Here is a 24,919-nt window from a genome sequence, read left to right on the forward strand (position 1 = left end):
CAGGCCATCGCCATGCCCCTAGCCACGTGCGACACTTCGGATTGGCGAAGCCGGTTCAACTCAGGACTAATATCTCCTCGTCGAGACCCCGGAATACGAACGTTCGGAGCAATTCATGGCCAAGCATCGGATCTATACAACGAGCTTCGCAAGCGTTTACCCGCTCTATGTCGCGAAAGCGGAGAAGAAGGGACGCACCAAAGCGGAGGTTGATCAGGTGATCTCCTGGTTGACCGGCTACGGTTCGAAGGAGCTGGAAGCTCAGTTGGAAAAACAAACCGACTTCGAAACGTTCTTCGCAAAGGCGCCTGAAATGAATCCTTCGCGGGCCTTGATCAAGGGCATGGTGTGCGGTGTCAGGGTTGAGGAAATCAAAGAGCCGACCATGCGGGAAATTCGTTACCTGGATAAACTGATCGATGAGCTGGCGCGTGGAAAGGCCATGGATAAAATCCTGCGGAGGGAATGACGCCTGATCGACCGGATTCCGTTCGCCGGCGAGGCGACACCGGACGCTGGTGCGTCGCCCGCAATGACGAAAGGACCGGGGAGGGCCGCTACCACTGAGTTGCCCGACGGCGCAAGCCTTCGCAGCAAAAATATTTCGCTTTATCCGAAGCGTGGCTCGGTGTATGGTCTGCCCGTCTCACCCGACACGAGGGGCGCTTCGCGGTCGTCACGAACGTGGGTCGAGATGCGGTGGACGCCGATTGCGCAGTTGACGAACGTGCATGAGGCGGACGGTGAAGTCGTGTGGTCCTGACGCCCTAGCGGCAGGTGTCTTTTCCGATTGCGCAGTGCGCGTTGCGAAGACGGTGACAACCAAGCCCAGTCTCGCCGGGGAGAGCACGAAGTAAGCCGTAGCCCATCGCGCAGGGAAAGCCGGGTTGTTTCCGGTTACACCTGTGGTCCTACCCCCGAGCTTTCTACCCATTGCTCGGGGCCCATGGGTGCGATCGGCACCCGGCTTTCCCTGCGCCCTCTGCTTGAGGTGAGGGCGGAACAAGATGCAAAGCTCGGACGCAATGCGCCGCGAGACTGCGGAAGCATGAGCCACACGTGGTCCAACACATTCAGTGTCGTCTTGGCGTCAGTGTCGTCTTGGCGAAAGCCAGGACCCATTACCCCAAATGAGACTTGTTGCGCGATGCTGGGGCCACGACCTCGTTCACAATCAAATGCGGTGGTTATGGGCTTTCGCCAGGACGACAACGAAGAGTCACATCTGCAAGATTTGCCGCGGCGTATGGATCTCTGTTTTCGCAGGGCGACAGCCGGCAAGAAACACGCGCAGCATTCGCGCCCGGCGAACCCGCCATTGCCAAACCTCGCATTGACCTCATTGCCGTGGCCGGGCACAGCGTGCGGGCGGTGTCATTGAACGGTCGCAAGAGCCGAAGGGGATACCGCCGCATCGAATTTTGCAGTGCAGCAATGGTGCAATTGGCCCCTGCTAAAGGGGCAATGGCAATCGTCTTTGCTTGTCTGTAATGGTGCGACCGGATGTCTCGGGGCCGGTATTCGCGCTCCGCAATTACGCGGGAGGAAACATGCGTAAACTCATATTGGCTGCGGCGTCGATCGCGGCTTTGACCTTTGTCGGGCCTGCGGCGGCGCAGTCGCCGATCGTTCTCAAATTCAGCCACGTGGTGGCCTCGGATACGCCGAAGGGCAAGGCGGCCGACAAGTTCAAGGAACTCGCCGAGAAGTACACCGGCGGCAAGGTGAAGGTCGAGGTCTACCCGAACTCGACGCTTTACAAGGACAAGGAAGAGCTCGAGGCGCTGCAGCTCGGCGCGGTGCAGATGCTGGCGCCGTCAAACTCGAAGTTCGGCCCGATCGGCATCAAGGAATTCGAAGTCTTCGATCTGCCCTACATCCTGCCCGACCTGAAGTCGCTGCGGAAGGTCACCGACGGGCCGCTCGGCGCCCAGCTGCTCAAGAAGCTGGATTCCAAGGGCATGACCGGTCTCGCCTATTGGGACAACGGCTTCAAGCAGATGAGCGCGAACAAGAAGCTGGTCGCGCCCGCCGACTACAAGGGGCTCAAGTTCCGCATCCAGTCGTCGAAGGTGCTGGAAGCCCAGTTCCGCGCGCTCGGCGCGATCCCGCAGGTGATGGCATTCTCCGACGTCTACCAGGCGCTGCAGACCGGCGTGGTCGACGGCCAGGAGAACACCTGGTCGAACATCTACACCCAGAAAATGCATGAGGTGCAGAAGTACGCCACCGTCACCAATCACGGCTACATCGGCTACGTCGTGGTCGTGAACAAGAAGTTCTGGGACGGCCTGCCGGCCGATATCCGCGAGCAGCTCTCCAAGGCAATGAAGGAAGCCACCGAGTTCGGCAACAGCCAGTCGGCCAAGGAAAACGACGACGCGCTCGCCGAGATCAAGAAGGCCGGCAAGACCGAGATCGTCGCGTTGACGCCGGAGCAGGACGAGGCGATGCGCAAGGCGATGATGCCGGTCTACAAGGACGTGGCATCGCGCGTCGGCCAGCCGTTGATCGACGAATTCCTCAAGGAAACCGGCCGCAGCCCGATGAACTAGCTGCGATGCTTCGCCGCTGAGGCGATGCCAGACGAGCTCCCTCTCCCGGTTCTTGCAGGGAGAGGGTTGGGGTGAGGGGCCTTCTCCGCGAACGCGGCTCCAGATGTGCTCGCGGAAGCTCCCCCTCACCGGAAATTCAAGCTGCGCTTGAATTTCGACCTCTCCCCGCACGCGGGGCGAGGTAGATCGGAGGCAGCTCCGATCGACGGCAACAGTCACGCGGGACTTGAACCGCAAACATAGTGAACGCCGCGGCCGCGTGAGGTCGCGGCCAGGGTGCCGTGGCCGGTTGCGGCATCAGGCCATGACAGGGGAGATCAATGCTGCTTAAAATTCTGGACCGGCTCGAGGAAATCATCATCGCGAGCCTGATGGGGGCCGCGACGCTGCTGACCTTCGTCACGGTCGTGCACCGTTTTCTGGTCGACGTTCCCGTGCTCTATCCGTACCTGTTCGGCATCAATCTCGCCTGGTCGCAGGAACTCTGCATCTACATGTTCATCTGGATGGCGAAGTTCGGCGCCGCCTATGGCGTGCGCGCCGGCGTCCATGTCGGCGTCGACGTCCTGATCAACCGCCTCAACGATTTCTGGCGCAAGCGCACCATCACCTTCGGCCTGCTCGGCGGCGCGCTATTCACAGGGATCGTCGGCACCATGGGTGCCAAATTCGTGTTCGAATTGATGCATACCGACCAGGTCTCGCCGGATCTCGAGATCCCGAGCTGGATCGTCTACGCCTGCATCCCGCTCGGCTCCTATCTGATGTGCTTCCGCTTCCTGCAGGTGTGCTGGAATTACTGGTGGACCGACGACCTGCCGCACCATGACGCCTCCCATGTCGATGGCGTCGAGACCAGCAAGACCGCGCCCGTCGCGCTTGGAGAAGCGTGATGAGCGCCGCACTTATTTTCGGACTGCTGTTTGCCCTGATGCTGACGGGCATGCCGATCTCGATTTCGCTCGGCCTGACCGTGCTCACCTTCCTGTTCACCATGACCGAGGTGCCGATCGAGAGCGTCGGCCTGAAGCTGTTTTCGGGTCTCGACAATTTCGGCATCATGGCGATCCCGTTCTTCATCCTGGCGGGCACCTTCCTGACCCGCGGCGGCGTCGCGCGGCGCATGATCGCGTTCACCACCTCGCTGGTCGGACATCTGCCCGGCGGCCTTGGGCTGGCCGGCGTCGCGGCCTGCGCGATGTTCGCGGCGATCTCGGGCTCGAGCGTCGCCACCGTGGTTGCTATCGGCTCGATCATGATGCCGGCGATGGTCGATCACGGCTATCCGAAGCGGTTCGGCGTCGGCGTGATCTCGACCTCGGGCGCGCTCGGCATCCTGGTGCCGCCCTCGATCATCCTGGTGCTCTACGGCGTCTCCACCAACACCTCGATCGGCGCGCTGTTCATGGCCGGCATCGTGCCGGGCGTCGTGCTCGCGCTGATGCTGGCGGCGGTGACTTTCTTCGTCGCACAGCGCAACGGCTATCCGAAGATGCCACGCGCGACCATCGGCCAGCAGTTCACGGCGTTCCGCGAAAGCATCTGGGGCCTGCTGCTGATCGCGATCGTGCTCGGCGGCATCTATGGCGGCATCTTCACGCCGACCGAAGCGGCCGCGGTCGCCGCAACCTATGCCTTCTTCATCACCGTATTCGTCTACAAGGAGCTGAAGCTCTCCGAGGTGCCGAAGGTGCTGCTGCAGGCGGCGAGCATGAGCTCGATGCTGCTCTACATCATCACCAACGCGGTGCTGTTCTCGTTCCTGATGACGCACGAGCAGATCCCGCAGGAGATGGCGGCCTGGATCATCGACAAGAACTTCTCGGTCTGGATGTTCCTGCTCGTCGTCAACATCATCCTGCTGCTCGCCGGCAACGTGATGGATCCGTCGTCGATCCTCCTGATCATGGCGCCGATCCTGTTTCCGCTGGCGACCAAGCTCGGCGTGCACCCGGTGCATCTCGGCATCCTGATGATCGTCAACACCGAGGTCGGGCTGTGCCACCCGCCGGTCGGGCTCAACCTCTACATTGCGAGCAGTATCGCCAAGATGGGCATCAGCGAGATCACCATCTCGGTGTTGCCATGGCTGTGCGCGATGCTGGTGTTCCTCGGCCTGATCACCTACGTGCCGGAGATCTCGCTGTGGCTGCCGCGCTTGCTCGGCATGATCTAGCGCAAACAACAGACATCCAAAGCGCGACCTCGCGCCTTGGATGTTTCTGCGGTGCAATGAAAGCGGATTACATCTTGGTAACAGAGCTCTCTCTGTCCAATCCGTAAGTTGAAGGCGCGGGCGGGCGGCATCATCTTCGAGCAACCTTCAAAGGAGGTTCGTATGAAGAAAGTTCTGCTCGCCGGCATCGCGGCGCTCACGATTGCCGGTTCGACCGCGGTCTATGCCCAGCATCGTCCCTGGTTCCACGGCCATATGCGGATGAGCCCCGAGGATCGGGCCGCCTTCCTCGACGCGCGGATCGCCGCCGTCCACGCCGGGCTGAAGCTCAACGCCGATCAGGAGAAGCTGTGGCCGCCGGTTGAGGCCGCGGTGCGCGACTTCGCGAAGATGCGGCTCGATCGTGCCAATGCGCGGATGGCCGCCGAGAAGACCGATGCGGACAAGTCGCAGAAGCCGGATGATCCGGTCGCCCGCCTGCGCGAGCGCGCCGGCAACATGGCGGCGACCGCGACGTCGCTGACGAAGATCGCCGATGCCGCCGACCCGCTCTACAAGACGCTCGACGACAACCAGAAGCGGCGGCTGAGCATGCTTACCCATATGGAAGGGCGCGGCTTCGGCACCGAAGGCTGGCGCCGCCACCGCCTCGAGCGCGGCATGGACCGCTGGGAGCGCGGCGGCCGCGGCTTCGATCACGACCGTTTCGACCGCGACGATGGCCCTGATCAGGAGCGCTCCGGCCGGCTCTGAGCGCCGTCCGCCGGCACCCTCGCCAAGCCTATGAAAGGCCGCCGGATTCCGGCGGCCTTTCGGTTGTCAGAAAGTCGGGAAAACTTGCTTGAGCTTGCTGGACATCGGGGAATCGCTTTGCTAAACGACCGCTCTCTTGCGAGGGTCATTTCCGGACAAGTTCCGGGCGCATAGCTCAGTTGGTAGAGCAGCTGACTCTTAATCAGCGGGTCCCAGGTTCGAGCCCTGGTGCGCCCACCAAGGAAAAGGCCTTCTTTTCCAGTACCTTCGCGAGATGGCGGTCGAGACCAAAACGAGTCTCGTGCGACATTTTTTGTGGACGGCAGTCGCGCAGCCCATTGCTACGCGACTTTCCCTTTGTCTCTGTATCTTCACCCCATTCGATACAGCGCGCAGATCGGATGGTACAGGTCGATTATGTGCTCGTCGTAGAATAGGATATTAGGGCGAGCAAAACGGACAACCTGTTTGCCCGTCGGTTCTGACCTTCCGCACATTGTCCGAAGGCGGGACAGCCTAGCCGCGACACGGATGTAGACGTTCGCATGGTCACGCCGCGCCAATGTCAATTTCGAGTTGCTGCAGAATCTTGCTGGGGGTCGTGTCAAGTGCTTTCGCCAAGCGAAAGAGCATGACGATCGTGGGGGATTTCAGCCCTCGTTCGATCTGACTCACATACGTCCGATGAATAGTCGCCCGATCGGCCAGCTCTTCCTGCGAAAGGCGAGCAGAAAGCCTTAGGCCAGCAATGATTTTTCCGAAGGCCAGATTGGGGCTTTTCACACCCTCACAGTGTTGCCTTGAACACTAAAGGACTACAGACTATAGTATTCAAGTTCACACAGCCTTGGGGCGCGGCTATTGGAAGGGATAATGCAGGAGACACCGCCGCTCGATCCTGATGTGGCTGACCTGGCTCCCACTGAGCCGGCGCCGACATTCTACGATGAGCAGCACGTTGTGACTTACATTCGCCTTCTGCAGGCTGAGGGTGAGGGGGCGGACTGGCGGGACGTGGCCCGAATCGTCCTACATATCAACCCGGAGCGTGAAGCGGACCGCGCGCACAACGCATACCAGAGCCATCTCTCGCGTGCTAAATGGATGACGCAACGGGGACGTGTCTTACGTGGTGTAGGGTCGAATTAGAAGAAATCCGTCGATTCAAGCGCGGATTTAGAATTCATATCCCCCAGCCAATGTGTGGTGATCCGGAGGCACCACGTGGTGCCAAACTAGGGACTTCCCACTACCCGGTCGTTTGTAACTATTGCGCCGCAATCCTTGTTAGCTGCTGCATATCGGAGGAAGCAATACCTAAGTTCGACTGCGGCCCCAATGACAACCCGCTTCAGATGGTCATTGACGGTTGCGAACATGTCATTGGCACGGCGGTTCCCATCGCCAGAGCGAGTTCGCGAAGGAGCGCATCATCCATGCTGGCCGCCGTTCCCCAGCGTGGAGTTTGAATCAGAAATTGTCTCTGGGAATCTCGATTCCGGCAAAAACAACATGCTCTAGGCGCGAGCCAATCGCGGGTCGCGTCGGGATCAGCCGAGCAAGTGTCTACCGCGTTGTCGGATGCGAATAAGGATGCGTGGCTGTTAACCACTCTTCTGTGCCGTCGTGTATGTAGGCGCAAAATCTTCAAATCATGAGAGACCAATAATGCGGGTGGGGAAGAACGAGACGCTTGCTGGAGTTCGCTTGATCAAGTTGCGGGACTTTCTCAGGTTTCACGAGGTAAGCTTTCCCGCTGAGGCCATTGGAGAGCAGTTCAAGGTCAATGGCGGCCGGAAGCAGGAAATCGAAGAGGCCCTGGTCAGGGCGGGCTATGTGACACGTCACGAGGAAGACAAAACGCGCTATCTAGTTGCACCTCTTGGGATGCAGCTATGCAATGCGAGGTTCATCTCGCGTATTTCGAGAGAGAAGGCCGAAGCCTTACTCCAATCCTTTCTGGTTCGCGTGGTCAGCATCAATGAACGCGACGAGCTCACGCACAAGGTTACTGGGGTGCGCGTATTTGGCAGCTATCTCACCGATAAGGCGGATTTGGGCGACATTGATCTCGCGGTTGCGATCAAAGCTCGGCGTGAATCCCACGTCAAAGAAAGCGTAGAGCGGGCGAACCAATCGGTTAGGGCAATCCGCAGCTTTCTCGACAGGATCACCTTCGGTCGTTCCGAAGTGAAAAAGCTTCTGAAAGGCGGCAGTCCCTATCTGTCCGTCCATGAATTCGATGAGGTGGATGAGTTGGGAATTCCCTACAAGGTGCTGTTCCCAAGCAATGGGGCCAACTAACAGTTCGGGGACTGCGTAACGGCAAAACGTGCCTTGAGCCCGATCGCCTGCCAGATACTCCAGAGCCCGGTTTCCTGCAGGAAGTTGGGCTCTTCCTACCCGCAAACCGCAGGATCGAAACCAAGGCGCCGCGCGGCACGATCGCGACTTCTCCTGCACCCGCCACGAGGGTTAACAGGCAATGCAACGAACGATTATGACCGTGCGACGGATGCCCATTTTCGGTCGGACAAGCCCGGGGATGCGACCGGCAAGTCATTGATTGTTCTCAATCCATGGTTGACTCTTAATCAGCGGGTCCCAGGTTCGAGCCCTGGTGCGCCCACCAAGCTTTTCAATAGCTTAGGTTAGCCCTCGTAGTTGTCATTCCGACAAACGGCCGCGTCTATTCCGACAAACCGGCTGCTTTTGTTCGCTTCTCGCGGCGCTTCCGGGTCCCCGAGATCAGCTGTTTACGGGTCCGCTTTGCATAGATCGGCAATTGCCGTGCAGACCTGTGGCGGCCGGCTGCGCGCAGTTCCGCGTCGGTCAGGTCGCTGTCGGCACCCTCGGTGAAGCCGCCGTGGCGGAACGAGGTGAATGAAAGCTCGGATCGAATGCCGGCCGCGGCGACAATGTCCTTCACGACGCTGCGCAGGTAGCGGAGGTCCTTGCGCTCAGTTATCCACGGTGGCGGAGTACGCGACTTGCGGTGCGCGCGATCGCGCCTGAAGACCAGACCCGAAACCGTGACCTGCTTGATGGCATTGAGCTCGGCCACCAGTTCGGGGAAAAGTGATTCGCCCCGATCATCGAAAAGCGGCCACCAGGCTTCCTCGCCGTTCTTCGGATGCACGATCTTCACGCTATTGGGCCGCTCCTTGGGGCGGTAGTGCGAAATCTCAAAAGCTCCGACGACATGCTCCTCGCGCTGCAACCACTCCGTCAGCCCGTGAGACCGCCAGCTGTCGAAGGCCGGCAGAAGAACGTACTCGGCGCGCTCAACGGCCGCATTGTAGTTCTCACCGAGTCCCTTCGCCTTGACGTGACACCCTTGCGCACGTGCCCACGTTGGAGGCTCGAAGAAGTAGGCCCATCGGCCGTTGCGCAACGGCTTTCGCCTGCAATACCGAGGTCAATCTCAGAGCGGTCTTGGGAGGTTTCGTACTAGCGCCCGAAGAGAGCCTGCGCGAGCGCGACGACTTACAGGCCGACGTTCCGCTGGCCGAGGCGGTGTCCCGCCTGCGGGCGAGGGCCCGGCCGGGCACCCTTGCGGCCGAAGCATGCGACGGTCGGGGCTTCGGTGGGTGTTGCCCCCAAGTAAGCGTTTCGAGCATCTGCGCGATGAGCACCATGCCCAACCTCTCATGACCCAATTCCCTGGCATTCTCCCGCGAGCAAAATCAATCGCATCTGACGGAGCGAATGATCGGTCAGTTTTGCGCAAAATGCGCAATAGATCTTGAATACTGCGCGATATGAGCATATACGGCCACCGTTTGCTCGTTTTTATAGCAAAACGCGCAAAATGATCGGAAGTGCGCGGTGTGCGGGAGGACAACAGAAATGCAGGTTCCAATTAAGCGGGCGATCGAGAGCGTGCCGGGCGGGATGATGGTGGTCCCTCTGTTGGTCGGGGCGCTTATTGCCACCTTCTTTCCCGATACCCCGAAGTTTTTTGGCTCCTTCACCGGCGCACTGTTCTCTGGCGCGCTGACAATTCTCGCCGTGTTCTACGTTTGCATGGGCGCGAGCATCGACTTCCGCGCGACCCCCTACATTGTGAAGAAGGGCGGCACCCTGCTGATCGTGAAGGTTGGCGTGGCCGTTGTCCTCGGCCTGATCTTCGGCCGCATTTTGGGAGAGACGCCGGTCGCAGCTGGCATGTTCGCGGGTGTCTCGACGCTCGCGATCGTCGCCGCCATGAACGACACCAATGGCGGTCTCTATATGGCGTTGATGGGCCAATATGGACGTCCGCGTGACGTCGGCGCCTATACCGTCATGTCGCTGGAGAGCGGTCCTTTCCTCACCATGATCACTTTGGGCGTCGCCGGCCTCTCGGCATTTCCATGGCAGACCCTCGTGGGCGCTATCCTGCCTCTGGTGGTGGGTATGATCATCGGCAATCTCGACAGAGAGATGCGCGACTTCCTGAGCCGCGCGGTGCCTGTGATGATCCCGTTCTTCGCCTTCGCGCTCGGCGCCGGCCTCGATCTGTCGAAGGTTTGGCAGGCCGGCCTGCTCGGCCTCGGCATGGGAGTGGCCGTGGTGGTTGTGACCGGCATCCCGCTGTTCCTCGCCGATCGCATCACTGGCGGGAATGGTGTCGCGGGTGTTGCGGCGGCCTCGACGGCCGGTAATGCGGCGGCCGTCCCGGCGATTGTCGCCGCGGCGAATCCAGCCTATGCGGACGCGGCGCGGCCGGCGACTATCCTCGTCGCGGCGTGCGTCGTGGTTACCGCTATCCTCGTGCCGATCGTCACCGCCTGGACAGCCCGCGTTGTTGGTCGCGACGTCGAGGAGCCTGCAGAAGAGAACAACGTGGCTTCTGCCGGCAAGATGCCCCCCGCGGCGCGCTCGGTTGTCACTGAGGCAAGTCACTGAGGCAAAGTCACTGAAGCAGGTCGCTGAAGATGGCCCCTAAAGCGTTTTCGAGCGAAGTGGATACCGGTTCGCGTCAAGAAAACGCGTCAAGCCAAAGCTGGCTGATCGTCGCTGACGATCTCACCGGTGCCGCGGACTGTGCGATCGCCTTCGGCAGAAGGGGGCGTGCAGCTGCGGTGACGTGGGGTGAGGTGACCGACGCGTCGGGCTACCAGCTGCCCGTCCTGGCCTACGATGCCGCGAGTCGAGGCCTTTCGGCCGGGGCCGCTGCAGCCCGCCATGCCGATGTGCTGGCGCGCCTTTGCGAAGGCGGACGTATTCTTTTCAAGAAGATTGACTCGACGCTGCGGGGGCAACCTGCAGCGGAGACTGCCGCCGCGCTTGCGCATCTCAAGTCACGGTCGGGTCCGGCCTTTGGCGTGTTCGCGCCGGCCTTTCCGGCCACCGGCCGGACCACCATCGACGGGCGTATCCTGGTCAGAGGCCGCCCCCTCGAGGAGGCCGAGGTCTGGCACCGCGACCACACCTACCCGAATGCCGATCTTGTCGACGTTCTCGCGACCGCGGGCGTTCGCGGTGAGAAGGTCAAGCTCGCTGCCGTGCGCGGTGGCGATCTCAAAGCCACATTCGCGAGGCTCGCCTGGGAGGGCGACGTGGTCGCGGCCTGTGACGCCGAGACTGAACACGATCTGCGTTTGATCGCGGAGGCGAGCCTGCATGCATCGCCCGCAACCTTCTTCATCGGCAGCGCCGGCCTCGCGCATGCGCTGGCCGGCCTCGAAGTCAGCCATGCCGTCGAGCCGCTGCGCATTCCGACGAGCGCATCCGGCACCCTGATCGTGGTGGGCTCGCTCGCCGGCGCATCTCGCGCCGCCGCGCGCGAGCTGGAGGCGACCGGCACCGTGGCGCATTTCCCGGTCGCGCCGGAAACGCTGCTCAACGATGGTGCCGGCCGGGCGGCGCTCGCCGCGGACGTGATGAAACGACTTGCCGGCGGCGGCGATACACTGGTTGAGATCATGATGGATGATCACCCCGACATGTCGCTCGGCCCGCAGCTCGCCAAGGGGCTCGCCGACGCTCTTGAGGCCGTCGCACCCGCGATCGGCGCCTTCGCTGCGACCGGCGGCGAAACCGCCGCGGCGATGCTGTCGCGCTTCGGTGTCAACGGTATTCGTCTTGCCGACGAAATCGAGCCGGGCGTGTCGCTCGGCCTTACTCTTGGCCGATTGTCTGTTCCGATCGCCACCAAAGCGGGCGCGTTCGGTGACGAGAACAGCCTCATCCGCATCAGCGAGCGGCTTCGCGCCGTCCGAACCAGAGGAAGTTTCATATGACTCGTCCGACCATTGCGATCACCATGGGAGATCCGGCCGGTATCGGGCCCGAGGTGATCATGAAGGCGCTGGCGCAGCCGCAGGTGCGGGCGATCTGCAATGCGCTGGTGATCGGCGACTCCAACCGTCTGCGCAAGGCCGGTCAGATCGTCGGCGTGCCGCTTGAGGTCGATGCGTTGAGCGACGCAAAGCAGGCGAATTTTGCGTCGAAGGCCGTGCAGTGCGTTGACCTGAAGCTGGTGCCGGACGATCTGCCGTTCGGCAAGGTGTCGGCGACGGCAGGTGAGGCGGCATATCGCTACATCGAGAAAGCCGTGCAGGTGGTGCAGGCAGGGCTCGCGCAGGGCATCTGCACCGCGCCGCTTTCCAAGGAAGCGCTGCATGCGGCCGGCCACAAATATCCCGGCCATACCGAGCTCCTGGCGCATCTGACCGGCACGCCGGAAGTATCGATGATGCTGGTGTCGCCGAAACTCCGCGTCATTCACGTGACCACGCATATCGGCCTGCTCGATGCGATCGAGAAGATCGAGCCCGGCCTCGTCGAGCGTGTCATCGCACGCGGGCATGACGTGCTGGTGCGCGCCGGCGTCGCCAATCCGAAGATCGGCGTCTGCGCCATCAATCCGCATGCCGGCGAGAACGGGTTGTTCGGTCGCGGCGAGGAAGCCGCGAAGATCGCGCCGGCCGTGGAAGCCTGTCAGCGCAAGGGCTGGGACGTGCACGGCCCCCTGCCTGCCGACACGCTGTTCTTCCTGGCCGGCCGCGGCGACTACGACATGGTGGTCGCGATGTATCACGATCAGGGCCATGGACCCATCAAGGTGCTGGGGCTGGAAGCCGGTGTGAACATCACTGTTGGTCTGCCGGTGATCCGCACCTCGGTCGATCACGGGACCGCCTTCGACATCGCCGGCAAGGGCATCGCCGACGAGCGCAGCCTGATCGAAGCGCTGCGGCAGGCGGTCGATCTCGCGCCGAAGAAGGCGGCTTGAGGGGGCTGCGCGGGCTCCTCAGGATGAGGAGCGAGATGCGCGTTAAGCGCTGACATTGCGCGGTCGATACATCGTGGTATGCATCGGCCGTGCCGCGAAGCCGATACGGTCGAGCTCGGCTGACGGCAATGAATCCGGGGGCTGAGGTTCGGTGTCGATGCGCAGCAAGGAGCGTCACGCTCGTCTGTTGGAAGCACTGAACGCGGGAGAGATCGATGTCGACGATCTCGCGCGGCGCTTCGACGTTTCCGCTTCCACCGTGCGGCGCGACTTGCAGCATCTTTCCAAGAACAATGCCGTGCGCCGCACCTATGGCGGCGCCATTCTCACCGCCCACGCGAACGAGACAACGCTCGAGCAGCGCCTCGCGGTTCAGGGCAAACAGAAGCAGGCGATCGCGCGCGCGGCGATCGATCTGATCGAGGATGGCGACACGCTGATTCTCGATGCCGGCTCGACGGTCGCAGCCTTCGGCCGACTGCTGCAGCATCGGCGGCTGCGCATCATCACCAACAATCTTGCGCTGCTGCCCTTCTTCGCCAAGGCTCCGAGCATAGAGCTTGTGGTGTTGGGCGGCGCGCTGCGCACCACCAGCATGAGCACCATGGGGCCGCTCGCCAATGAGGCGTTGCGGCGCATGACCGCGGACCGCGCCGTCATGAGCGCCGACGGCGTGGTGAATGGCCGTGGCCTGTGCGAAGCGGATCTCGAACAGGTCGCACTGAAGTCGCTGATGATGCAGCAGTCGAAGGAAGTCATCGTTCTCGCCGACGCCAGCAAGCTCGGCCGCGCCGAACAGATGGCCTGGGCGCCGCTGCCGCCGCGCTGGACTCTGGTGACTGATGTCGGCGCATCTGAGGAGCAGTGCAAGCGTCTCGCCGACGCGGGAGCGCGCGTGATCGTTGCCGGCGTTCGCTGAGCCGGCATCGCAATTTTTCGCGTGATCGGAGAAAAATATCGACCGAGGCGGGGTTGCGGTAAGGAATCGCTGAACCGGGGCGCAATGCCGTCAACTTGAATCGCCATATGCTAGGTGGCGATCACCAAACGAGGTTCGCCATGGCGTGCAAGTCTTGGAGTGGTTCTTGGAATGGCACTTGGATCGGCTCTTGGATCAGCCGGCTTGGCGCGCCGCTCGTCGCTTTTGCTTTGACCGTCGCGCCGTTGGCTTCGCCGGTGCACGCCGTTGAGGACGCTCGCAAGGTGAGCGTGGTGTCGTTCGGCCTTTTCGGCGATCAGGGCGTGTTTAGAAGCGAGGCGACCGGCGCAGCACAGGTCGTAGCGGGTCGTTTCGGGAGCGGCCCAGTCAACGTGCAATTCAATTCGAAGAAAGGCGGAGGTGCAACGATTGAAGGCCTGGCTAAGTCCTTGCAGGCGGCGGCCAATGGGATGGACGCCGAGAATGATGTTCTGTTCTTGATTCTCACCTCGCACGGCTCCCCCGACGGGCTTGCAATCAAAGCCGGGCGGCTTACGCAAACGCTCACGCCGTCCCATCTCGCCGCCATGTTGGCGCGGACCGGCATGCGATACAAGGTGGTGGTCATCTCTGCCTGTTATTCCGGGGTCTTTATCCCTCGTCTCGCGAACCCCGATACGTTGGTCATCACCGCGGCCGATGCCGACCATTCATCGTTCGGCTGTCGGGACAAAGCCAAGTGGACCTACTTCGGCAACGCCTTTTTCAATATCGCACTCCGGCAAGCCAGAAGCCTGAAGAACGCCTTTGTCGTTGCACGCTCGCTCGTCCAGCAGCGAGAACTGCGCGCTCGCTTCGAGCCGTCGAATCCCCTGATGGCAGGCGGCGCAAACGTGCAGCCGTTGCTCATTGCGCGTCCTTGAGGACCGGCCGCGTTTGCGGCCGGCGCCGGTGGGTGCCGTCAACCTCGTCCATGTTGATCTGGTCACCGCATCGCGCCGCATGTCTGCTACGGGCCCCTTAGCGGACTTGATTGGCGTTATGGCTGACTTCCGCTTTGCCGGAGATAGCCGACTTCACCGCCAAAGGGAGAGACTGCTTCTGTCGGTGCCTCTCCGTCGGCCGAAGGCGAGGATCGTGGATGGCACTGTCGCGTCCACTCATTTAGCAGGTGAGCTTGCCTGACGCCGTTGCGAACTTTGGTGTGAACGAAAACAGCACGTATCTGGTGCGGTTTCTGGTGCGGTCGTCGCGCTGCGGGCAACGGGAACGAAGTAAGCTATTGATCTCATTGGCGGGCCCGGCAGGACTCGAACCTGCAACCAGACCGTTATGAGCGGTGGGACAATCGTCGCCGCTGTTAAGTTTCCTGCCTTTTCGTCGAATTCGACCACGTTCGCCGCCCTTCGTGCGGGTTGTTATTGGCGCGAAACTGGTACGGATTGTCAGTAGTCGAATCTTGGACCAGGACGTTGCGTTCTGTAGGTGATAACGTGAGAACGCACTCAAGCCCAGCGATCGACGGCAAGCGACCTCCATACGGCAGCGCGCCGGCAGATCGCCGCGGCCGGCCAAGGTCAGCCTCATAATGCAGGCTATGGGAAGGAATCAAAAGCGGTTCATGACAAGCCAGGCGAAACATAACGTGAGTTTCTGGGAGCGTCTAAAGACAGAGGCATCTGCTGAGTGGCGCGCCTACACCGAGCATCCCTTCACGAACGGATTGGCAGACGGCTCGCTCGCCGAACCGGCATTTCGTTATTATCTTGCTCAGGATTACTTGTTCCTCATCGAGTTCGCGCGCGCCTACGCGCTCTCGGTCTACAAATCGCCCAAGCTTGCCGACATGCGTGAAGCAGCGGCCGGTCTTTCGGCCATCCTTGATGTCGAGATGAACCTTCATGTGACACTCTGTGCCGGTTGGGGTCTGTCCCCAAGCGACCTTGAACAGACCCCTCCGGCGGCCGAGATGCTAGCCTATACTCGCTACGTGCTGGATGCTGGAATGCGCGGCGATCTGCTGGCACTCAAGGTGGCGCTGGCCCCATGCGTGATCGGGTACGCGGAGATCGCGAAGCGGCTGGCTGCACAACCCGATGCGAACGCTGCGACGAACCCCTATCGCGTGTGGATTGCCGAGTACGCTGGTGCGCCATACCAAGAGGTCGCGGCGAAAGCGGGAGCACACTTGGAACGTCTCGCTGATCTCTACGCCACCCCGGCCCGCGAGGCAGAGCTGATTGCGATCTTCAAGGAAGCTACTCGTCTCGAGGCAGACTTCTGGGAGATGGGCTGGCGCGCGGGCCAGCGTGTCGAATAGCGCTTCGGAAACTGTCATGCTTATAACCTGAAGGTCATCGGTTCGAATTTGTTGGCAAAGCTATCCGCAGATTTGGTCTCAATTGGGCTCTCTTTGATGATTTTGGTGGGTCCGGCAGGACTCGAACCTGCAACCAGACCGTTATGAGCGGCAGAATAGCGATCAGCTTCGTCGCCTTTGCCGCGCATTCGGTCGCTTCTGCTCGCGTTTGTTACGTTTTGATGATGTCGCTCCCGCTTTGGTCGCCAGCCAGCGATCAGTCAAAACGTCTCGGTAACCTTGCTCAGGCGAGGGGGACGATCCGGGTCAAATCCGCGCGCGCATGCCGCCTGCTCGATCATCCGGTAGGCCGGAACGAGCATGGTGATCGGGTCGGTGGCGGGGTCATCCTCGACCAACCAAGGCAGCGAGCCATGCGGTCCGCCGCAGAGATGCAGCGCGATCTTTTGCTCACGCAATTCCTCTGCCAGTGCGTCCACCGTGGCCGCCGTTTCATCCATGAGGCGCATCATGACAACTGGCGTGCGCGATGATAGCGCGGCACGTGGCCCATGCTGCAGCTCGGCGGCGCTCAGTCCGATGGAGGGCAGGCGCATGATTTCCGAAAGCTTGAGCGCGATCTCCCTCGCCGAGCCCAGGCCCAGGCCCCGAGCCGCCACAAACACAGCTGATGCCTTGACGAGATCATCGGCAATCTCCGACCAGTCGAGCGCCAGCGCGCGGTGCAGGCGCTCGGGCAGCCGGTCGAGGGCTGACCGCAGCGCACGATCTTGCGCCAGCTCGGCAACCAGTCCGGCACTGGCGGCCATCGAGCCGATCACGGTCTTCGTGGCCGCTACGGAGTGTTCTTGGCCGGCTTCGATCGGAACGACGAATTCCGCTTCGTCAGCCACCGGCGACGACGTCGCATTGACGATGGCAATCGTGCGTGCGCCCGAGGCTCGTGCCGATCTGGTCGCTGCGACGAGATCCGGGCTGCGCCCCGATTGCGAGATTACGATGAACAGCGCATCGCGGAGCATCAAAGGTGTGCGAAATGCCGTGATCACCGAGGGAGCACTTGCTGAAACGGGAAGGCGAAGCCGCGTCTCGACAAGATATCTCAAGAAAACCCCGGCATGCCCGGAGCTTCCCCGACCACACACGACGCACAAAGGGGCGGAGTCAATCCCAATCCGCTGTGCGATGTCGCGCATGGCGGGTCGGCTGCGAACAATGTTAGCGACAACATCCGCGCTTTCCCCGATTTCGCTCGCCATCGCGGATGTCGTCACGGCTCAACCACTCCGCCTCGCCCGCGTCCCGCCGCTCCCTTTGGGAGTCGGTCACGATGCGAGTCACGATTCTTGGCAAGCTCGACAAACACTTGCCGAAGATTGCCGTCACAGTTCTCCAGAACGGTCTTCGCATCTACCCTGTCGACACCGAGCGCCAGAAGGACTGCAATCTTGATGTCTCCCTCGGCCTGCTCGAGCGAGCGTGCCGCGTGCGACGGATTACAGCGCGCGATTTGCGCCACCATGGCCTCGGCGCGCCGCTTCAGCTTGGCATTGGTCGGCGGCATGTTCACCATCATGCCGCGATATACCCGGCCAAGGCGCAGCATGATCCCTGAGGAGATCAGGTTGAGCACGACCTTCTGCGCGGTGCCCGCCTTCATCCGCGTGGAGCCGGCGATCAGCTCTCGGCCGGTCTCGACCAGGATCGGAAACTTTGCCAATGCCAGCAGTGCGGTGCCGGGATTGTTGGCGACACCAATCGTTACTGCATCGAAAGACCCTGCCTGCTGCAGCGCCGCGACCGTGAACGGCGTTGTGCCGCTGGCGGCTACCGCAATCACCACGTCGTGCGGCGTGAGCCGTGCGGCGCTGATCTGCGTGACTGCATCATCGACATCGTCCTCCGCGCCCTCGATGCTGGTGACGAACGCGCTGTCACCGCCGGCAACGACGAAGCGGACGCGCTCGCGGGGCCAAGCGAAGGTCGGCGTCAGCTCGGCGCCGTCCTGGACCGCCACGCGGCCTGACGTGCCCGCGCCGACATATACAATGCGTCCGCGGTCGCCCAGCACCGTCTTGGCCGCTTCGGCTGCCGCAGTGATCGCGGGAAGGGCATGGCCGATCGCGGCGACCGCCGCAAGCTGGCCCTCCCACATCGCTTCCATCGCTGACGTCAGCGACCATGCATCAAGGTCGGTAAATCTGGGATCGACTTCTTCGGTGGCCATATCGGTGATCCAAGCACCATCAAACGCGGAACTTCGAAGTCTGTTCATGGTCAGTTTCTCTCTTGGGCGGGTCCAGCTTGCGCAGGTCGAGCCGCCCTCGGACCACAAGCAGCGCGCCCGCCGCTGCGTCGGCGTCAGGACGCCTCAGGCGAGCGCGCAGGTCAGGCGTTAGCCAGGGCGTAATCGCATCCGCGAGCCCGCCCACCAGCGCGAGCCGGTCAATTCCTTTAGCCAGGAACAGATCAAGCAGATCGCCAATGGCATCGGCCGCGCGTTCGACAATGCGGCGGCCGACCGGATCGCCCTGATTGGCATGCCGCATCACGGTCGGCGCGAACGCGGCGTAGTCGGTGGCCCGGGCTTCTTCAGACCACGCCACGGCCTGATAAGGATCTTGATCGAATGCGCCCAGCACCTCTGCAAGCAATGGTGTCAGCTCGCCGCGGCGATCCGCGGCCCGCAGCGCCAGTCGAACGACCTGCAGGCCAATGTCGGCGCCGCTGCCTTCGTCCGAGACTGGGAAGCCGTAACCGGCGATGCGGATCTCGCTGCCGCCAATCAGGCCGACACCCACCGAGCCCGTGCCGGCCACCACGATGGCCCCGTCCGCGCCGCTATGGGCGCCGACACAGGCAGCTAGGCCATCGCTGATGAAGATAACGGACGCAAAGGGATGCGGGATCTCTTTGAGCGCCGCTTCCGCGCCCCGGCGACCAATGCCGGCGAGGCCAATTCCGGCGTGCATCCGCGCGAAATCCTCGCGCGTCAGTTCGGACTGTGCGGCCGCCGCTTCGGTGGCCTCCATGATGGACCGCCAGGCCCTGTCGAAGCCAATCCGGGTCGTGGCAGGCCCCGAGCTCGCTTCACCGAGTACCCTGCCGTTTTCGTCCTCGATCCGGGCGCGGCAGCGGGTTCCGCCCCCATCGATGCCGAGATAGGTGGTACCTTTTGTTTCCATGAGAAGTTAACGCAAGGATTTAGCTCCGGGTCCCTGAAGCCCGTTGTGTACATATTGGGACCTGTACAACACGGGACTCGCCTCACGAGTCCGTGATTGCCATTCTCGGATCAGCACTTATGGGCCAAGCTGGGTCTTCCGTGGTTTTCTCGATTGCTGCGCAGCACATCTTTGACGGTGCCGACATGCGCGGGCCGGGGTTGGTCAGAATATCGCAGGGGCGGATCGAAGGCATTACCGAGGAAGCGCGCGCCTCGATCCACCTTCCCCGAGATGCGATACTTGCACCCGGATTCGTCGATGTTCAGGTGAACGGAGGCGGCGGCGTTCTTCTCAACGACCAGCCAACGGAGGCCGGCGTTCGCCGCATCGTCGAGGCGCACCGCAAGGCCGGCACCACGGGCTGTTTGCCAACCCTCATCACCGATCGAAGCGAGGTCATCGAACGATTGGCTGTAGCAGCTCAGGCGTGCCTCGAAATTCCTGGCGTGCTCGGCTTTCATCTGGAAGGTCCGGCCCTCAACAGGTCTCGCAAGGGCATTCATCCGGAAGCCGAGATACGCGTGCCCGATCGGCGCGATCTCGCCGCCATCAAAAGCTTCGGGGACCGCGGTCGCTCCATGGTGACCTTGGCCCCGGAATGCGTGCCCGCGTCCATGATCGATGAATTGATCGGCGCCGGATTGCGTATCGCGGCCGGCCACAGCGACGCCACCGCAGCCGAAATCGGGCAGGCGGTCGATCGCGGTGTCTCGGGGGTGACCCATTTGTTCAATGCCATGTCGCAGTTGAACGCCCGAGAGCCGGGCTTGGTGGGCGCCGCGCTGGGAGATGACCGGTTGTTTGCAGGGATCATCTGCGACGGCATCCACGTTGACCGCGTCGGCTTGCGTGTTGCCTTGCGCTGCAAGGGACGCGATCGATTGATGCTGGTTACCGATGCCATGCCATTGGCGGGCACGAGCGACCGGCAATTCCTGCTACAGGGAAGGGAGATCACGTTGCACGACAATCGCCTGACTGACCGGGATGGCACGCTCGCGGGCGCTCACCTCACCATGATCGAGGCGGTGCGCAACGCTGTTGCGCTTATCGGAATCTCCCTTGTCGATGCTCTTATCATGGCTTCCCGGACGCCCGCGGCATTTCTAGGCCTTGGGTCCGAGCTTGGACGGATCGCGCCCGGATACCGCGCGGATCTTGTCGCCTTTAATCCGAACTTTGAGGTCATTGGTACATGGATAGGCGGTGTTGGTTCGATGGGCGAGGCGAACAAGGCTTCCGAGCGAGGTTAGATGCGCAACCAGCCCATCGTCGTGCAGAAATACGGTGGTGCCTGCCTTGAAACACCGGCGAAGATTCGCGCGGTTGCGCGCAGTCTCGCCGACCTGCACGGCAGTGGGAAAGGCACCTCTGACCGGGAAAAATGCGCCTTGTCCCTTCATCCTTCCAAGTAAGCTGTTGCAATCGCAGCAAATGCGAACGCCCTCCGAGCGCACCATCATTCCAGAGCGGGGATGCGACGTCGCTATTGGCTTCACACTGGCCGAGCATCCGGCTTGAGAATTGGTGAGAAATTGCGCGAAGTCACTTGCTACCATAAGGCGCGCGTTGCGCTGGTTAGTCAATGTTGCTGACGGTAATACCCCGGAATTGCTGGCGCGCCAAACCCGGTCTGGGATACCTCATTCAACGCACCTGGTTCTTGTCAAGTCAACGTCCGCCCTGCATTCGCATCGAACATATTTGGAGATGATCATGCGTAGCATAGCCTTGATGATTGCATTCGTGATCTCGTTTACCGCCCCGGCGTTAGCTCAAAAAGCCGAGATCGAGGCCATCAATGCGAAATGGATTGAATTGTTCAACAAGGGCGACTTCTCGGGAGTTGCGTCACTCTACAGCACGGATGCGACCGCATTCCCGCCAGGTACCGCGATGGTTCACGGCCGATCAGCCATCGAGGCAATGTGGAAAAGCATGGCGGAACAAGTTGGCGATCCGAAGCTCGCAACCCTTGACGTTAAGCCCCTTGGTCCAACCGCGGCGCGCGAGATTGGGACGTTCGCCCTCAAGACCAAGGGACCGACACCGAAGGATGTGACTGGAAAGTATGTCGTGGTTTGGGAGAAGGTCGGCGATGATTGGAAGCTGACCACCGACATCTGGAACGACGGCAACTAGGCATCTCTGTTCATAGCTGTGCTTCGCGCTTACGTTGAGTTGGCTATTGCACGGTCGAAGGCGCGCGCGATCGGGGCCCCATGGCATCGCTTGGCAGCGCCCAGCTTTCGCCGGAGCCAATGTGTTAAACTGGCTGAGATGTCTCGCGATCGGTGCTTCCATTTGCAGATGTGCCTTCGCAGGTCTCTGCAATGTGCTACCCTTATCCCTATTGGCCATAGGTATACCATGACAGGTATTGCAGAGTGGCTGGCATCGATCGGTTTGGGAGAGTACGCCGATCGTTTCGCAGAGAACGCTATCGACCTCTCGGTCGTCGGCGATCTCACGGAGCAGGACCTCAAGGACCTCGGCGTCCTGCTTGGGCACCGGCGCAAGATGCTGCGCGCGATTGCGGCACTTGAGGATGATGTCGCTGCATCGGACCAAGCGGCTGCCAAACCAGCGCCGCGAGACGGCGCCGAGCGGCGCCAAATCACGGTCATGTTTTGCGATCTGGTGGGCTCGTCCGCACTTTCGGCCCGGCTGGACCCGGAGGACTTGCGCTCGATAATCGGCGACTATCACGCCTGCATCGCTGAGGTAATCGCCCGGAGTGAGGGCGTTATCGCGCGCTACATGGGGGATGGCGTGCTTGCCTATTTCGGCTACCCCCTGGCGCACGAGGACGATGCCGAGCAGGCGACACGTGCGGGGCTGTCACTGGTCGATGCCGTGGCCAACCTTCAGACAGATATCGGCACCAAGCTGCAGGTTCGCGTTGGCATCGCTACCGGTATGGTCGTCGTGGGCGATCTGATCGGCGAAGGCGCCGCCAAGGAGCAGGCGGTGATCGGTGAGACACCGAATCTGGCTGCTCGTCTGCAGCAGTTCGCCGAGCCCGGTACGGTGCTGATCTCCGAGAGTACGCGCCAGCTCACCGAAGGATATTTCGAATACTGCGATCTTGGCTCGATCGCGCTGAAAGGATGGGCGGAGCCAATACCTGCCTGGCAGGTGCTCGGGACGACTGGAGTCGAAAGCCGCTTTGAGGCTCAGCACAGGACTCGATTGACGCCCTTGATCGGGCGAGACGAGGAGATCGAGCTGCTGTTGCGGCGCTGGCAGCACGCCTCTTCGGGCGAAGGTTGCGTAGTGGTTCTAACTGGAGAGCCAGGTATCGGTAAGTCGCACATCGCGCTGGCGCTTCAAGAACGGCTCCAAGCCGAACCACACATTACGGTCCGCCATTTCTGCTCGGCGCACCATACCAACAGTGCGTTGTATCCGTTCATCGACAATCTCGAACGTGCTGCCCGTTTCGAAAGAGGTGAAGCGCCGACGGAGAAGTTTGCCAAGCTTGAAGCTCTGCTGTTGCGGTCTGGCGCCGACGCAGATCGTGTGGTGCCGGCTCTAGCAAACCTTCTGTCGCTACCGGTCAGTGACCGCTACCAGCTGCCCGAGCTCAGTCCGCAGAAACGCAAGGAGATGACGTTGGCGGCATTCTCGGCTCAGCTCGAAGCGTTGGCGGCGCGGCAGCCAGTGTTCATCATCTTTGAGGATGCCCATTGGTCGGACCCGACTTCGATGGAGCTGCTCACGATTACACTGGAAAAGGTACCACGACTCCGAGTGCTGCTGCTCATCACCGCGAGACCAGAGTTCACGCCGCCCTGGCCTGGTCATGCACATGTGACGACCGTCTCGCTTACACGGCTGAACCGGCGCAACGGGGCGGCCTTGATCGAGCGCGTCACGGCAGGCAAGACGCTCCCGGAGGAGGTCTTGGACCAAATCCTCGCTCGCACCGACGGCGTGCCCCTGTTCGTCGAGGAACTGACCAAGGCGGTGCTCGAAACCGGCTTGCTGCAGGAGCGAGACGACCATTACGTGGTCAGCGGTCCGCTACCCTCGTTGGCGATTCCAACGACATTGAACGCATCGCTGATGGCTAGGCTCGACCGATTGGCCCCCGTGAAGGAAGTTGCTCAGATCGGCGCCGTTGTGGGGCGCGAGTTCTCGTACGAACTGCTGAGCGTGGTCGCCAAGCTGCCAAGGCAACGGCTTGAGGAGGCGCTTGCCCAGTTGGTTCAGGCGGAGTTGATATTCTGCCGAGGCGAGATACCCCGGGCGGTCTACACCTTCAAGCATGCGCTCGTGCGGGACGCTGCCGAAGCGGGACTTCTGAAGAGCCGACGCGCAGCGCTGCATGCCGCCGTCGCCAACGCTTTCGAGCAACGATTCCCGGAAATTGTGGAGTCTCAACCCGAGACTCTCGCACTCCACCTTACCGAGGCGGGATTGTTCGAAAAGGCGGGAGAATATTGGCTCCAGGCAGGCAAGAAAGCGGCCATGCGCTCCGCCAACCTCGAAGCGATCGCACACTTGCGTAAAGGCATTGAGGTCTCGGCCCATTTGGCCGACGGTGCGCTTAAAGACCGGCTGGAGCTTGATTTCCAGTACGCGCTCGGGCCCTGCCTCATTGCCACCCAGGGGCCGGCCTCGCCCCAGGCGGTGGCGACCTTTGCGCGAGCGCGCGAGCTGTGCCAGCGGCTCGGAGATCCCCCCGAGCGACTACAAATCATGTTTTGGTTGACCACCGCGAGCGTCATTCGCGGCGAGTTGCCGGTCGCCGAGGAAATGATCTCGGTGTTGCTCGACCTTGCGGAGGGTCGGGGTGATCGACCAACGTTGCTCAACGCGATGCGTGGGCAAGGGATGATACGCCTTTTCATGGGAAATCTCGTAGGTGCCCAGGAGGTGATCGAACGGGCCTTCGAAGCGTTCGAAGCGAGCAGCGAGCATGATAGATTGGCGGCGCGTGCTGCCGGCCAGGATGCGGGTGTGGCCGACCTGGCTCTGATGTCATGGGCGCTCTGGCTGCAGGGCCGTGCTGATACGGCACTCGCGCGTGTAAATGCCGCCCTTCAGCGTGCCGACGTCATCAGTCATCCGCATTCGCAGGCCTATGGATGCTATTACGCATCCATTCTCCACGCTCTTCGGGGTGACTTCCGAAAGGCACACCGTTATGCCGATCGTTGTCTCGCCTTGTCGGAAGAACTCGGATTCCGGCAGTGGCGAGGATTGGCTCGCGCCATCCGGGGGATAAGCGCCACCTTCCTTGATCCTTCGTCCGCTGCGCTCGAGGAAATCCGCGCGGCGATGAACGAATATCGCGGCGCGGGCTATCAGCTTGGCATCACAGCCCTGTATGTGCTCCTGAGTGCCGCTTTGTTGTCGAGCCATCAAAGCGAAGCCGCGCTCGAACTGATTGAGCAGGGTCTCGCTACAACCGGCCGCAATAGCGAACGGATATTTGAGGCCGAGCTGTATCGATTGAAGGCGCGCGTATTGCTCGTCCGCGATGCACCGGAGGCCAGCACCGATGCACGATCACTGCTCGATCACGCATTGACAACTGCGAAAAGTCAGCGCGCCAAGGCCCTTGAACTTCGAGTAGCAGTAGACCTCGCCAACTTGTGGATCGATCAGGGCAGAACCAGCGAAGCGCTCGACCAACTCGTGCCCATCTACGGCTGGTTCGTCGAGGGTCTTGAAACGCAGGATCTGAAGCAGGCAAAGGCATTACTCGACCGACTGCAGTAATTGCGCCCTCGACTGCG

23 protein-coding genes and 2 tRNA genes are annotated in these 24,919 nt (G+C 61.6%); 19 read left to right on the forward strand and 6 right to left on the reverse strand.

Going from position 1 to position 24,919, the window contains the following annotated elements; genetic code table 11:
* The first annotated feature begins 115 nt into the window (after positions 1-115).
* The 6 genes from J2R76_RS39475 (at position 116) to J2R76_RS39500 (ending at position 5,724) form a co-directional block, all read left to right on the forward strand.
* Positions 116-469, forward strand: coding sequence for a DUF2200 domain-containing protein (locus J2R76_RS39475; RefSeq protein WP_057020632.1), 354 nt, complete (start codon positions 116-118; stop codon positions 467-469).
* A gap of 1,081 nt (positions 470-1,550) precedes the next feature.
* Positions 1,551-2,555, forward strand: a complete 1,005-nt coding sequence (locus J2R76_RS39480) for a TRAP transporter substrate-binding protein (RefSeq protein WP_028342401.1) — start codon at positions 1,551-1,553, stop codon at positions 2,553-2,555.
* A 320-nt stretch (positions 2,556-2,875) separates the two neighbouring features.
* Positions 2,876-3,448: a TRAP transporter small permease gene (locus J2R76_RS39485; RefSeq protein WP_057020631.1), complete on the forward strand. Its 573-nt coding sequence runs from the start codon at positions 2,876-2,878 to the stop codon at positions 3,446-3,448.
* Positions 3,448-4,731: a TRAP transporter large permease gene (locus J2R76_RS39490; protein WP_076834271.1), complete on the forward strand. Its 1,284-nt coding sequence runs from the start codon at positions 3,448-3,450 to the stop codon at positions 4,729-4,731. The genes J2R76_RS39485 and J2R76_RS39490 overlap by 1 nt, the downstream gene beginning before the upstream one ends.
* A 162-nt stretch (positions 4,732-4,893) precedes the next feature.
* Positions 4,894-5,484, forward strand: a complete 591-nt coding sequence (locus J2R76_RS39495) for a Spy/CpxP family protein refolding chaperone (protein WP_253625894.1) — start codon at positions 4,894-4,896, stop codon at positions 5,482-5,484.
* A 164-nt stretch (positions 5,485-5,648) separates the two neighbouring features.
* Positions 5,649-5,724, forward strand: a tRNA-Lys gene (locus J2R76_RS39500).
* 309 nt (positions 5,725-6,033) lie between these two features.
* On the opposite strand, the gene J2R76_RS39505 is transcribed toward J2R76_RS39500, so the two are convergent.
* A complete protein-coding gene (locus J2R76_RS39505) occupies positions 6,034-6,267 on the reverse strand; it encodes a helix-turn-helix domain-containing protein (RefSeq protein ID WP_225649489.1) in 234 nt (77 codons plus the stop codon).
* Between the two features lie 90 nt (positions 6,268-6,357).
* On the opposite strand from J2R76_RS39505, the gene J2R76_RS39510 reads away from it, so the two are divergent.
* From J2R76_RS39510 to J2R76_RS39520, 3 genes are all read left to right on the forward strand, one after another.
* Positions 6,358-6,633: a DUF2285 domain-containing protein gene (locus J2R76_RS39510; protein ID WP_225649488.1), complete on the forward strand. Its 276-nt coding sequence runs from the start codon at positions 6,358-6,360 to the stop codon at positions 6,631-6,633.
* 558 nt (positions 6,634-7,191) lie between these two features.
* Positions 7,192-7,788 (forward strand): hypothetical protein, encoded by a 597-nt coding sequence (locus J2R76_RS39515; RefSeq protein WP_253625895.1) that lies wholly within the window; start codon positions 7,192-7,194, stop codon positions 7,786-7,788.
* A 238-nt stretch (positions 7,789-8,026) separates the two neighbouring features.
* A tRNA-Ser gene (locus tag J2R76_RS39520) sits at positions 8,027-8,116 on the forward strand.
* A gap of 57 nt (positions 8,117-8,173) precedes the next feature.
* Here J2R76_RS39520 and J2R76_RS39525 read toward each other — a convergent pair.
* The gene (locus J2R76_RS39525; RefSeq protein WP_253625896.1) at positions 8,174-8,878 is read right to left on the reverse strand and encodes a hypothetical protein; all 705 of its coding nucleotides are present in this window, start codon (positions 8,876-8,878) and stop codon (positions 8,174-8,176) included.
* A gap of 455 nt (positions 8,879-9,333) precedes the next feature.
* Between J2R76_RS39525 and J2R76_RS39530 the strand changes: the two genes are divergently transcribed.
* The 6 genes from J2R76_RS39530 (at position 9,334) to tenA (ending at position 15,945) form a co-directional block, all read left to right on the forward strand.
* On the forward strand, positions 9,334-10,374 hold the full coding sequence (locus J2R76_RS39530; RefSeq protein WP_225164475.1) for a 2-keto-3-deoxygluconate permease: 1,041 nt from the start codon (positions 9,334-9,336) through the stop codon (positions 10,372-10,374).
* Positions 10,375-10,403: 29 nt separating this feature from the next.
* Positions 10,404-11,711, forward strand: a complete 1,308-nt coding sequence (locus tag J2R76_RS39535; RefSeq protein WP_092090552.1) for a four-carbon acid sugar kinase family protein — start codon at positions 10,404-10,406, stop codon at positions 11,709-11,711.
* Positions 11,708-12,706, forward strand: a complete 999-nt coding sequence (gene pdxA, locus J2R76_RS39540; protein WP_057020626.1) for a 4-hydroxythreonine-4-phosphate dehydrogenase PdxA — start codon at positions 11,708-11,710, stop codon at positions 12,704-12,706. The genes J2R76_RS39535 and pdxA overlap by 4 nt, the downstream gene beginning before the upstream one ends.
* A gap of 157 nt (positions 12,707-12,863) precedes the next feature.
* Positions 12,864-13,625: a DeoR/GlpR family DNA-binding transcription regulator gene (locus J2R76_RS39545; RefSeq protein ID WP_253626138.1), complete on the forward strand. Its 762-nt coding sequence runs from the start codon at positions 12,864-12,866 to the stop codon at positions 13,623-13,625.
* A gap of 140 nt (positions 13,626-13,765) precedes the next feature.
* Entirely contained in the window at positions 13,766-14,548 is a 783-nt protein-coding gene (locus tag J2R76_RS39550) for a C13 family peptidase (RefSeq protein ID WP_244559000.1), read from the forward strand.
* 722 nt (positions 14,549-15,270) lie between these two features.
* Positions 15,271-15,945 (forward strand): thiaminase II, encoded by a 675-nt coding sequence (gene tenA, locus J2R76_RS39555; protein ID WP_092083090.1) that lies wholly within the window; start codon positions 15,271-15,273, stop codon positions 15,943-15,945.
* Between the two features lie 20 nt (positions 15,946-15,965).
* Here the strand turns inward: tenA and J2R76_RS39560 are convergent, their stop codons facing one another.
* The 4 genes from J2R76_RS39560 to J2R76_RS39575 form a co-directional block, all read right to left on the reverse strand.
* Complete coding sequence (locus J2R76_RS39560) at positions 15,966-16,133, reverse strand: hypothetical protein (RefSeq protein ID WP_156436544.1); 168 nt, start codon at positions 16,131-16,133, stop codon at positions 15,966-15,968.
* 72 nt (positions 16,134-16,205) lie between these two features.
* Complete coding sequence (locus J2R76_RS39565) at positions 16,206-17,204, reverse strand: SIS domain-containing protein (RefSeq protein ID WP_225648897.1); 999 nt, start codon at positions 17,202-17,204, stop codon at positions 16,206-16,208.
* 11 nt (positions 17,205-17,215) lie between these two features.
* Entirely contained in the window at positions 17,216-18,172 is a 957-nt protein-coding gene (locus J2R76_RS39570) for an N-acetylmuramic acid 6-phosphate etherase (protein ID WP_057020623.1), read from the reverse strand.
* Positions 18,173-18,191: 19 nt separating this feature from the next.
* Complete coding sequence (locus tag J2R76_RS39575) at positions 18,192-19,130, reverse strand: BadF/BadG/BcrA/BcrD ATPase family protein (protein WP_141343127.1); 939 nt, start codon at positions 19,128-19,130, stop codon at positions 18,192-18,194.
* A 119-nt stretch (positions 19,131-19,249) separates the two neighbouring features.
* Here J2R76_RS39575 and nagA point away from each other — a divergent pair, with 119 nt between their 5' ends.
* The 4 genes from nagA to J2R76_RS39595 all read left to right on the forward strand — a co-directional run bounded on the left by nagA (position 19,250) and on the right by J2R76_RS39595 (position 24,902).
* Positions 19,250-20,425, forward strand: a complete 1,176-nt coding sequence (nagA, locus tag J2R76_RS39580) for an N-acetylglucosamine-6-phosphate deacetylase (RefSeq protein ID WP_076834254.1) — start codon at positions 19,250-19,252, stop codon at positions 20,423-20,425.
* Positions 20,426-20,587: a hypothetical protein gene (locus J2R76_RS39585; protein ID WP_156436543.1), complete on the forward strand. Its 162-nt coding sequence runs from the start codon at positions 20,426-20,428 to the stop codon at positions 20,585-20,587.
* 301 nt (positions 20,588-20,888) lie between these two features.
* Positions 20,889-21,314, forward strand: a complete 426-nt coding sequence (locus tag J2R76_RS39590; RefSeq protein WP_076834300.1) for a DUF4440 domain-containing protein — start codon at positions 20,889-20,891, stop codon at positions 21,312-21,314.
* Positions 21,315-21,542: 228 nt separating this feature from the next.
* Entirely contained in the window at positions 21,543-24,902 is a 3,360-nt protein-coding gene (locus J2R76_RS39595) for an AAA family ATPase (protein ID WP_168859186.1), read from the forward strand.
* Positions 24,903-24,919 lie beyond the last annotated feature (17 nt).

It is taken from the genome of Bradyrhizobium sp. USDA 4532, assembly GCF_024171315.1.
Taxonomy (GTDB): domain Bacteria; phylum Pseudomonadota; class Alphaproteobacteria; order Rhizobiales; family Xanthobacteraceae; genus Bradyrhizobium; species Bradyrhizobium australafricanum.

Coding starts and splice junctions, on each gene's coding strand:
- J2R76_RS39485 (WP_057020631.1), top strand. CDS start 2,876: ATGCTGCTTAAAATTCTGGACCGGCTCGAGGAAATCATCATCGCGAGC.
- J2R76_RS39510 (WP_225649488.1), top strand. CDS start 6,358: ATGCAGGAGACACCGCCGCTCGATCCTGATGTGGCTGACCTGGCTCCC.
- J2R76_RS39550 (WP_244559000.1), top strand. CDS start 13,766: ATGGCGTGCAAGTCTTGGAGTGGTTCTTGGAATGGCACTTGGATCGGC.
- J2R76_RS39565 (WP_225648897.1), bottom strand. CDS start 17,204: ATGGCGAGCGAAATCGGGGAAAGCGCGGATGTTGTCGCTAACATTGTT.
- J2R76_RS39535 (WP_092090552.1), top strand. CDS start 10,404: ATGGCCCCTAAAGCGTTTTCGAGCGAAGTGGATACCGGTTCGCGTCAA.
- J2R76_RS39480 (WP_028342401.1), top strand. CDS start 1,551: ATGCGTAAACTCATATTGGCTGCGGCGTCGATCGCGGCTTTGACCTTT.
- J2R76_RS39560 (WP_156436544.1), bottom strand. CDS start 16,133: ATGCGCGGCAAAGGCGACGAAGCTGATCGCTATTCTGCCGCTCATAAC.
- J2R76_RS39585 (WP_156436543.1), top strand. CDS start 20,426: ATGCGCAACCAGCCCATCGTCGTGCAGAAATACGGTGGTGCCTGCCTT.
- J2R76_RS39490 (WP_076834271.1), top strand. CDS start 3,448: ATGAGCGCCGCACTTATTTTCGGACTGCTGTTTGCCCTGATGCTGACG.
- J2R76_RS39575 (WP_141343127.1), bottom strand. CDS start 19,130: ATGGAAACAAAAGGTACCACCTATCTCGGCATCGATGGGGGCGGAACC.
- J2R76_RS39570 (WP_057020623.1), bottom strand. CDS start 18,172: ATGGCCACCGAAGAAGTCGATCCCAGATTTACCGACCTTGATGCATGG.
- J2R76_RS39495 (WP_253625894.1), top strand. CDS start 4,894: ATGAAGAAAGTTCTGCTCGCCGGCATCGCGGCGCTCACGATTGCCGGT.
- J2R76_RS39475 (WP_057020632.1), top strand. CDS start 116: ATGGCCAAGCATCGGATCTATACAACGAGCTTCGCAAGCGTTTACCCG.
- J2R76_RS39530 (WP_225164475.1), top strand. CDS start 9,334: ATGCAGGTTCCAATTAAGCGGGCGATCGAGAGCGTGCCGGGCGGGATG.
- nagA (WP_076834254.1), top strand. CDS start 19,250: ATGGGCCAAGCTGGGTCTTCCGTGGTTTTCTCGATTGCTGCGCAGCAC.
- J2R76_RS39545 (WP_253626138.1), top strand. CDS start 12,864: ATGCGCAGCAAGGAGCGTCACGCTCGTCTGTTGGAAGCACTGAACGCG.
- J2R76_RS39590 (WP_076834300.1), top strand. CDS start 20,889: ATGCGTAGCATAGCCTTGATGATTGCATTCGTGATCTCGTTTACCGCC.
- J2R76_RS39595 (WP_168859186.1), top strand. CDS start 21,543: ATGACAGGTATTGCAGAGTGGCTGGCATCGATCGGTTTGGGAGAGTAC.
- pdxA (WP_057020626.1), top strand. CDS start 11,708: ATGACTCGTCCGACCATTGCGATCACCATGGGAGATCCGGCCGGTATC.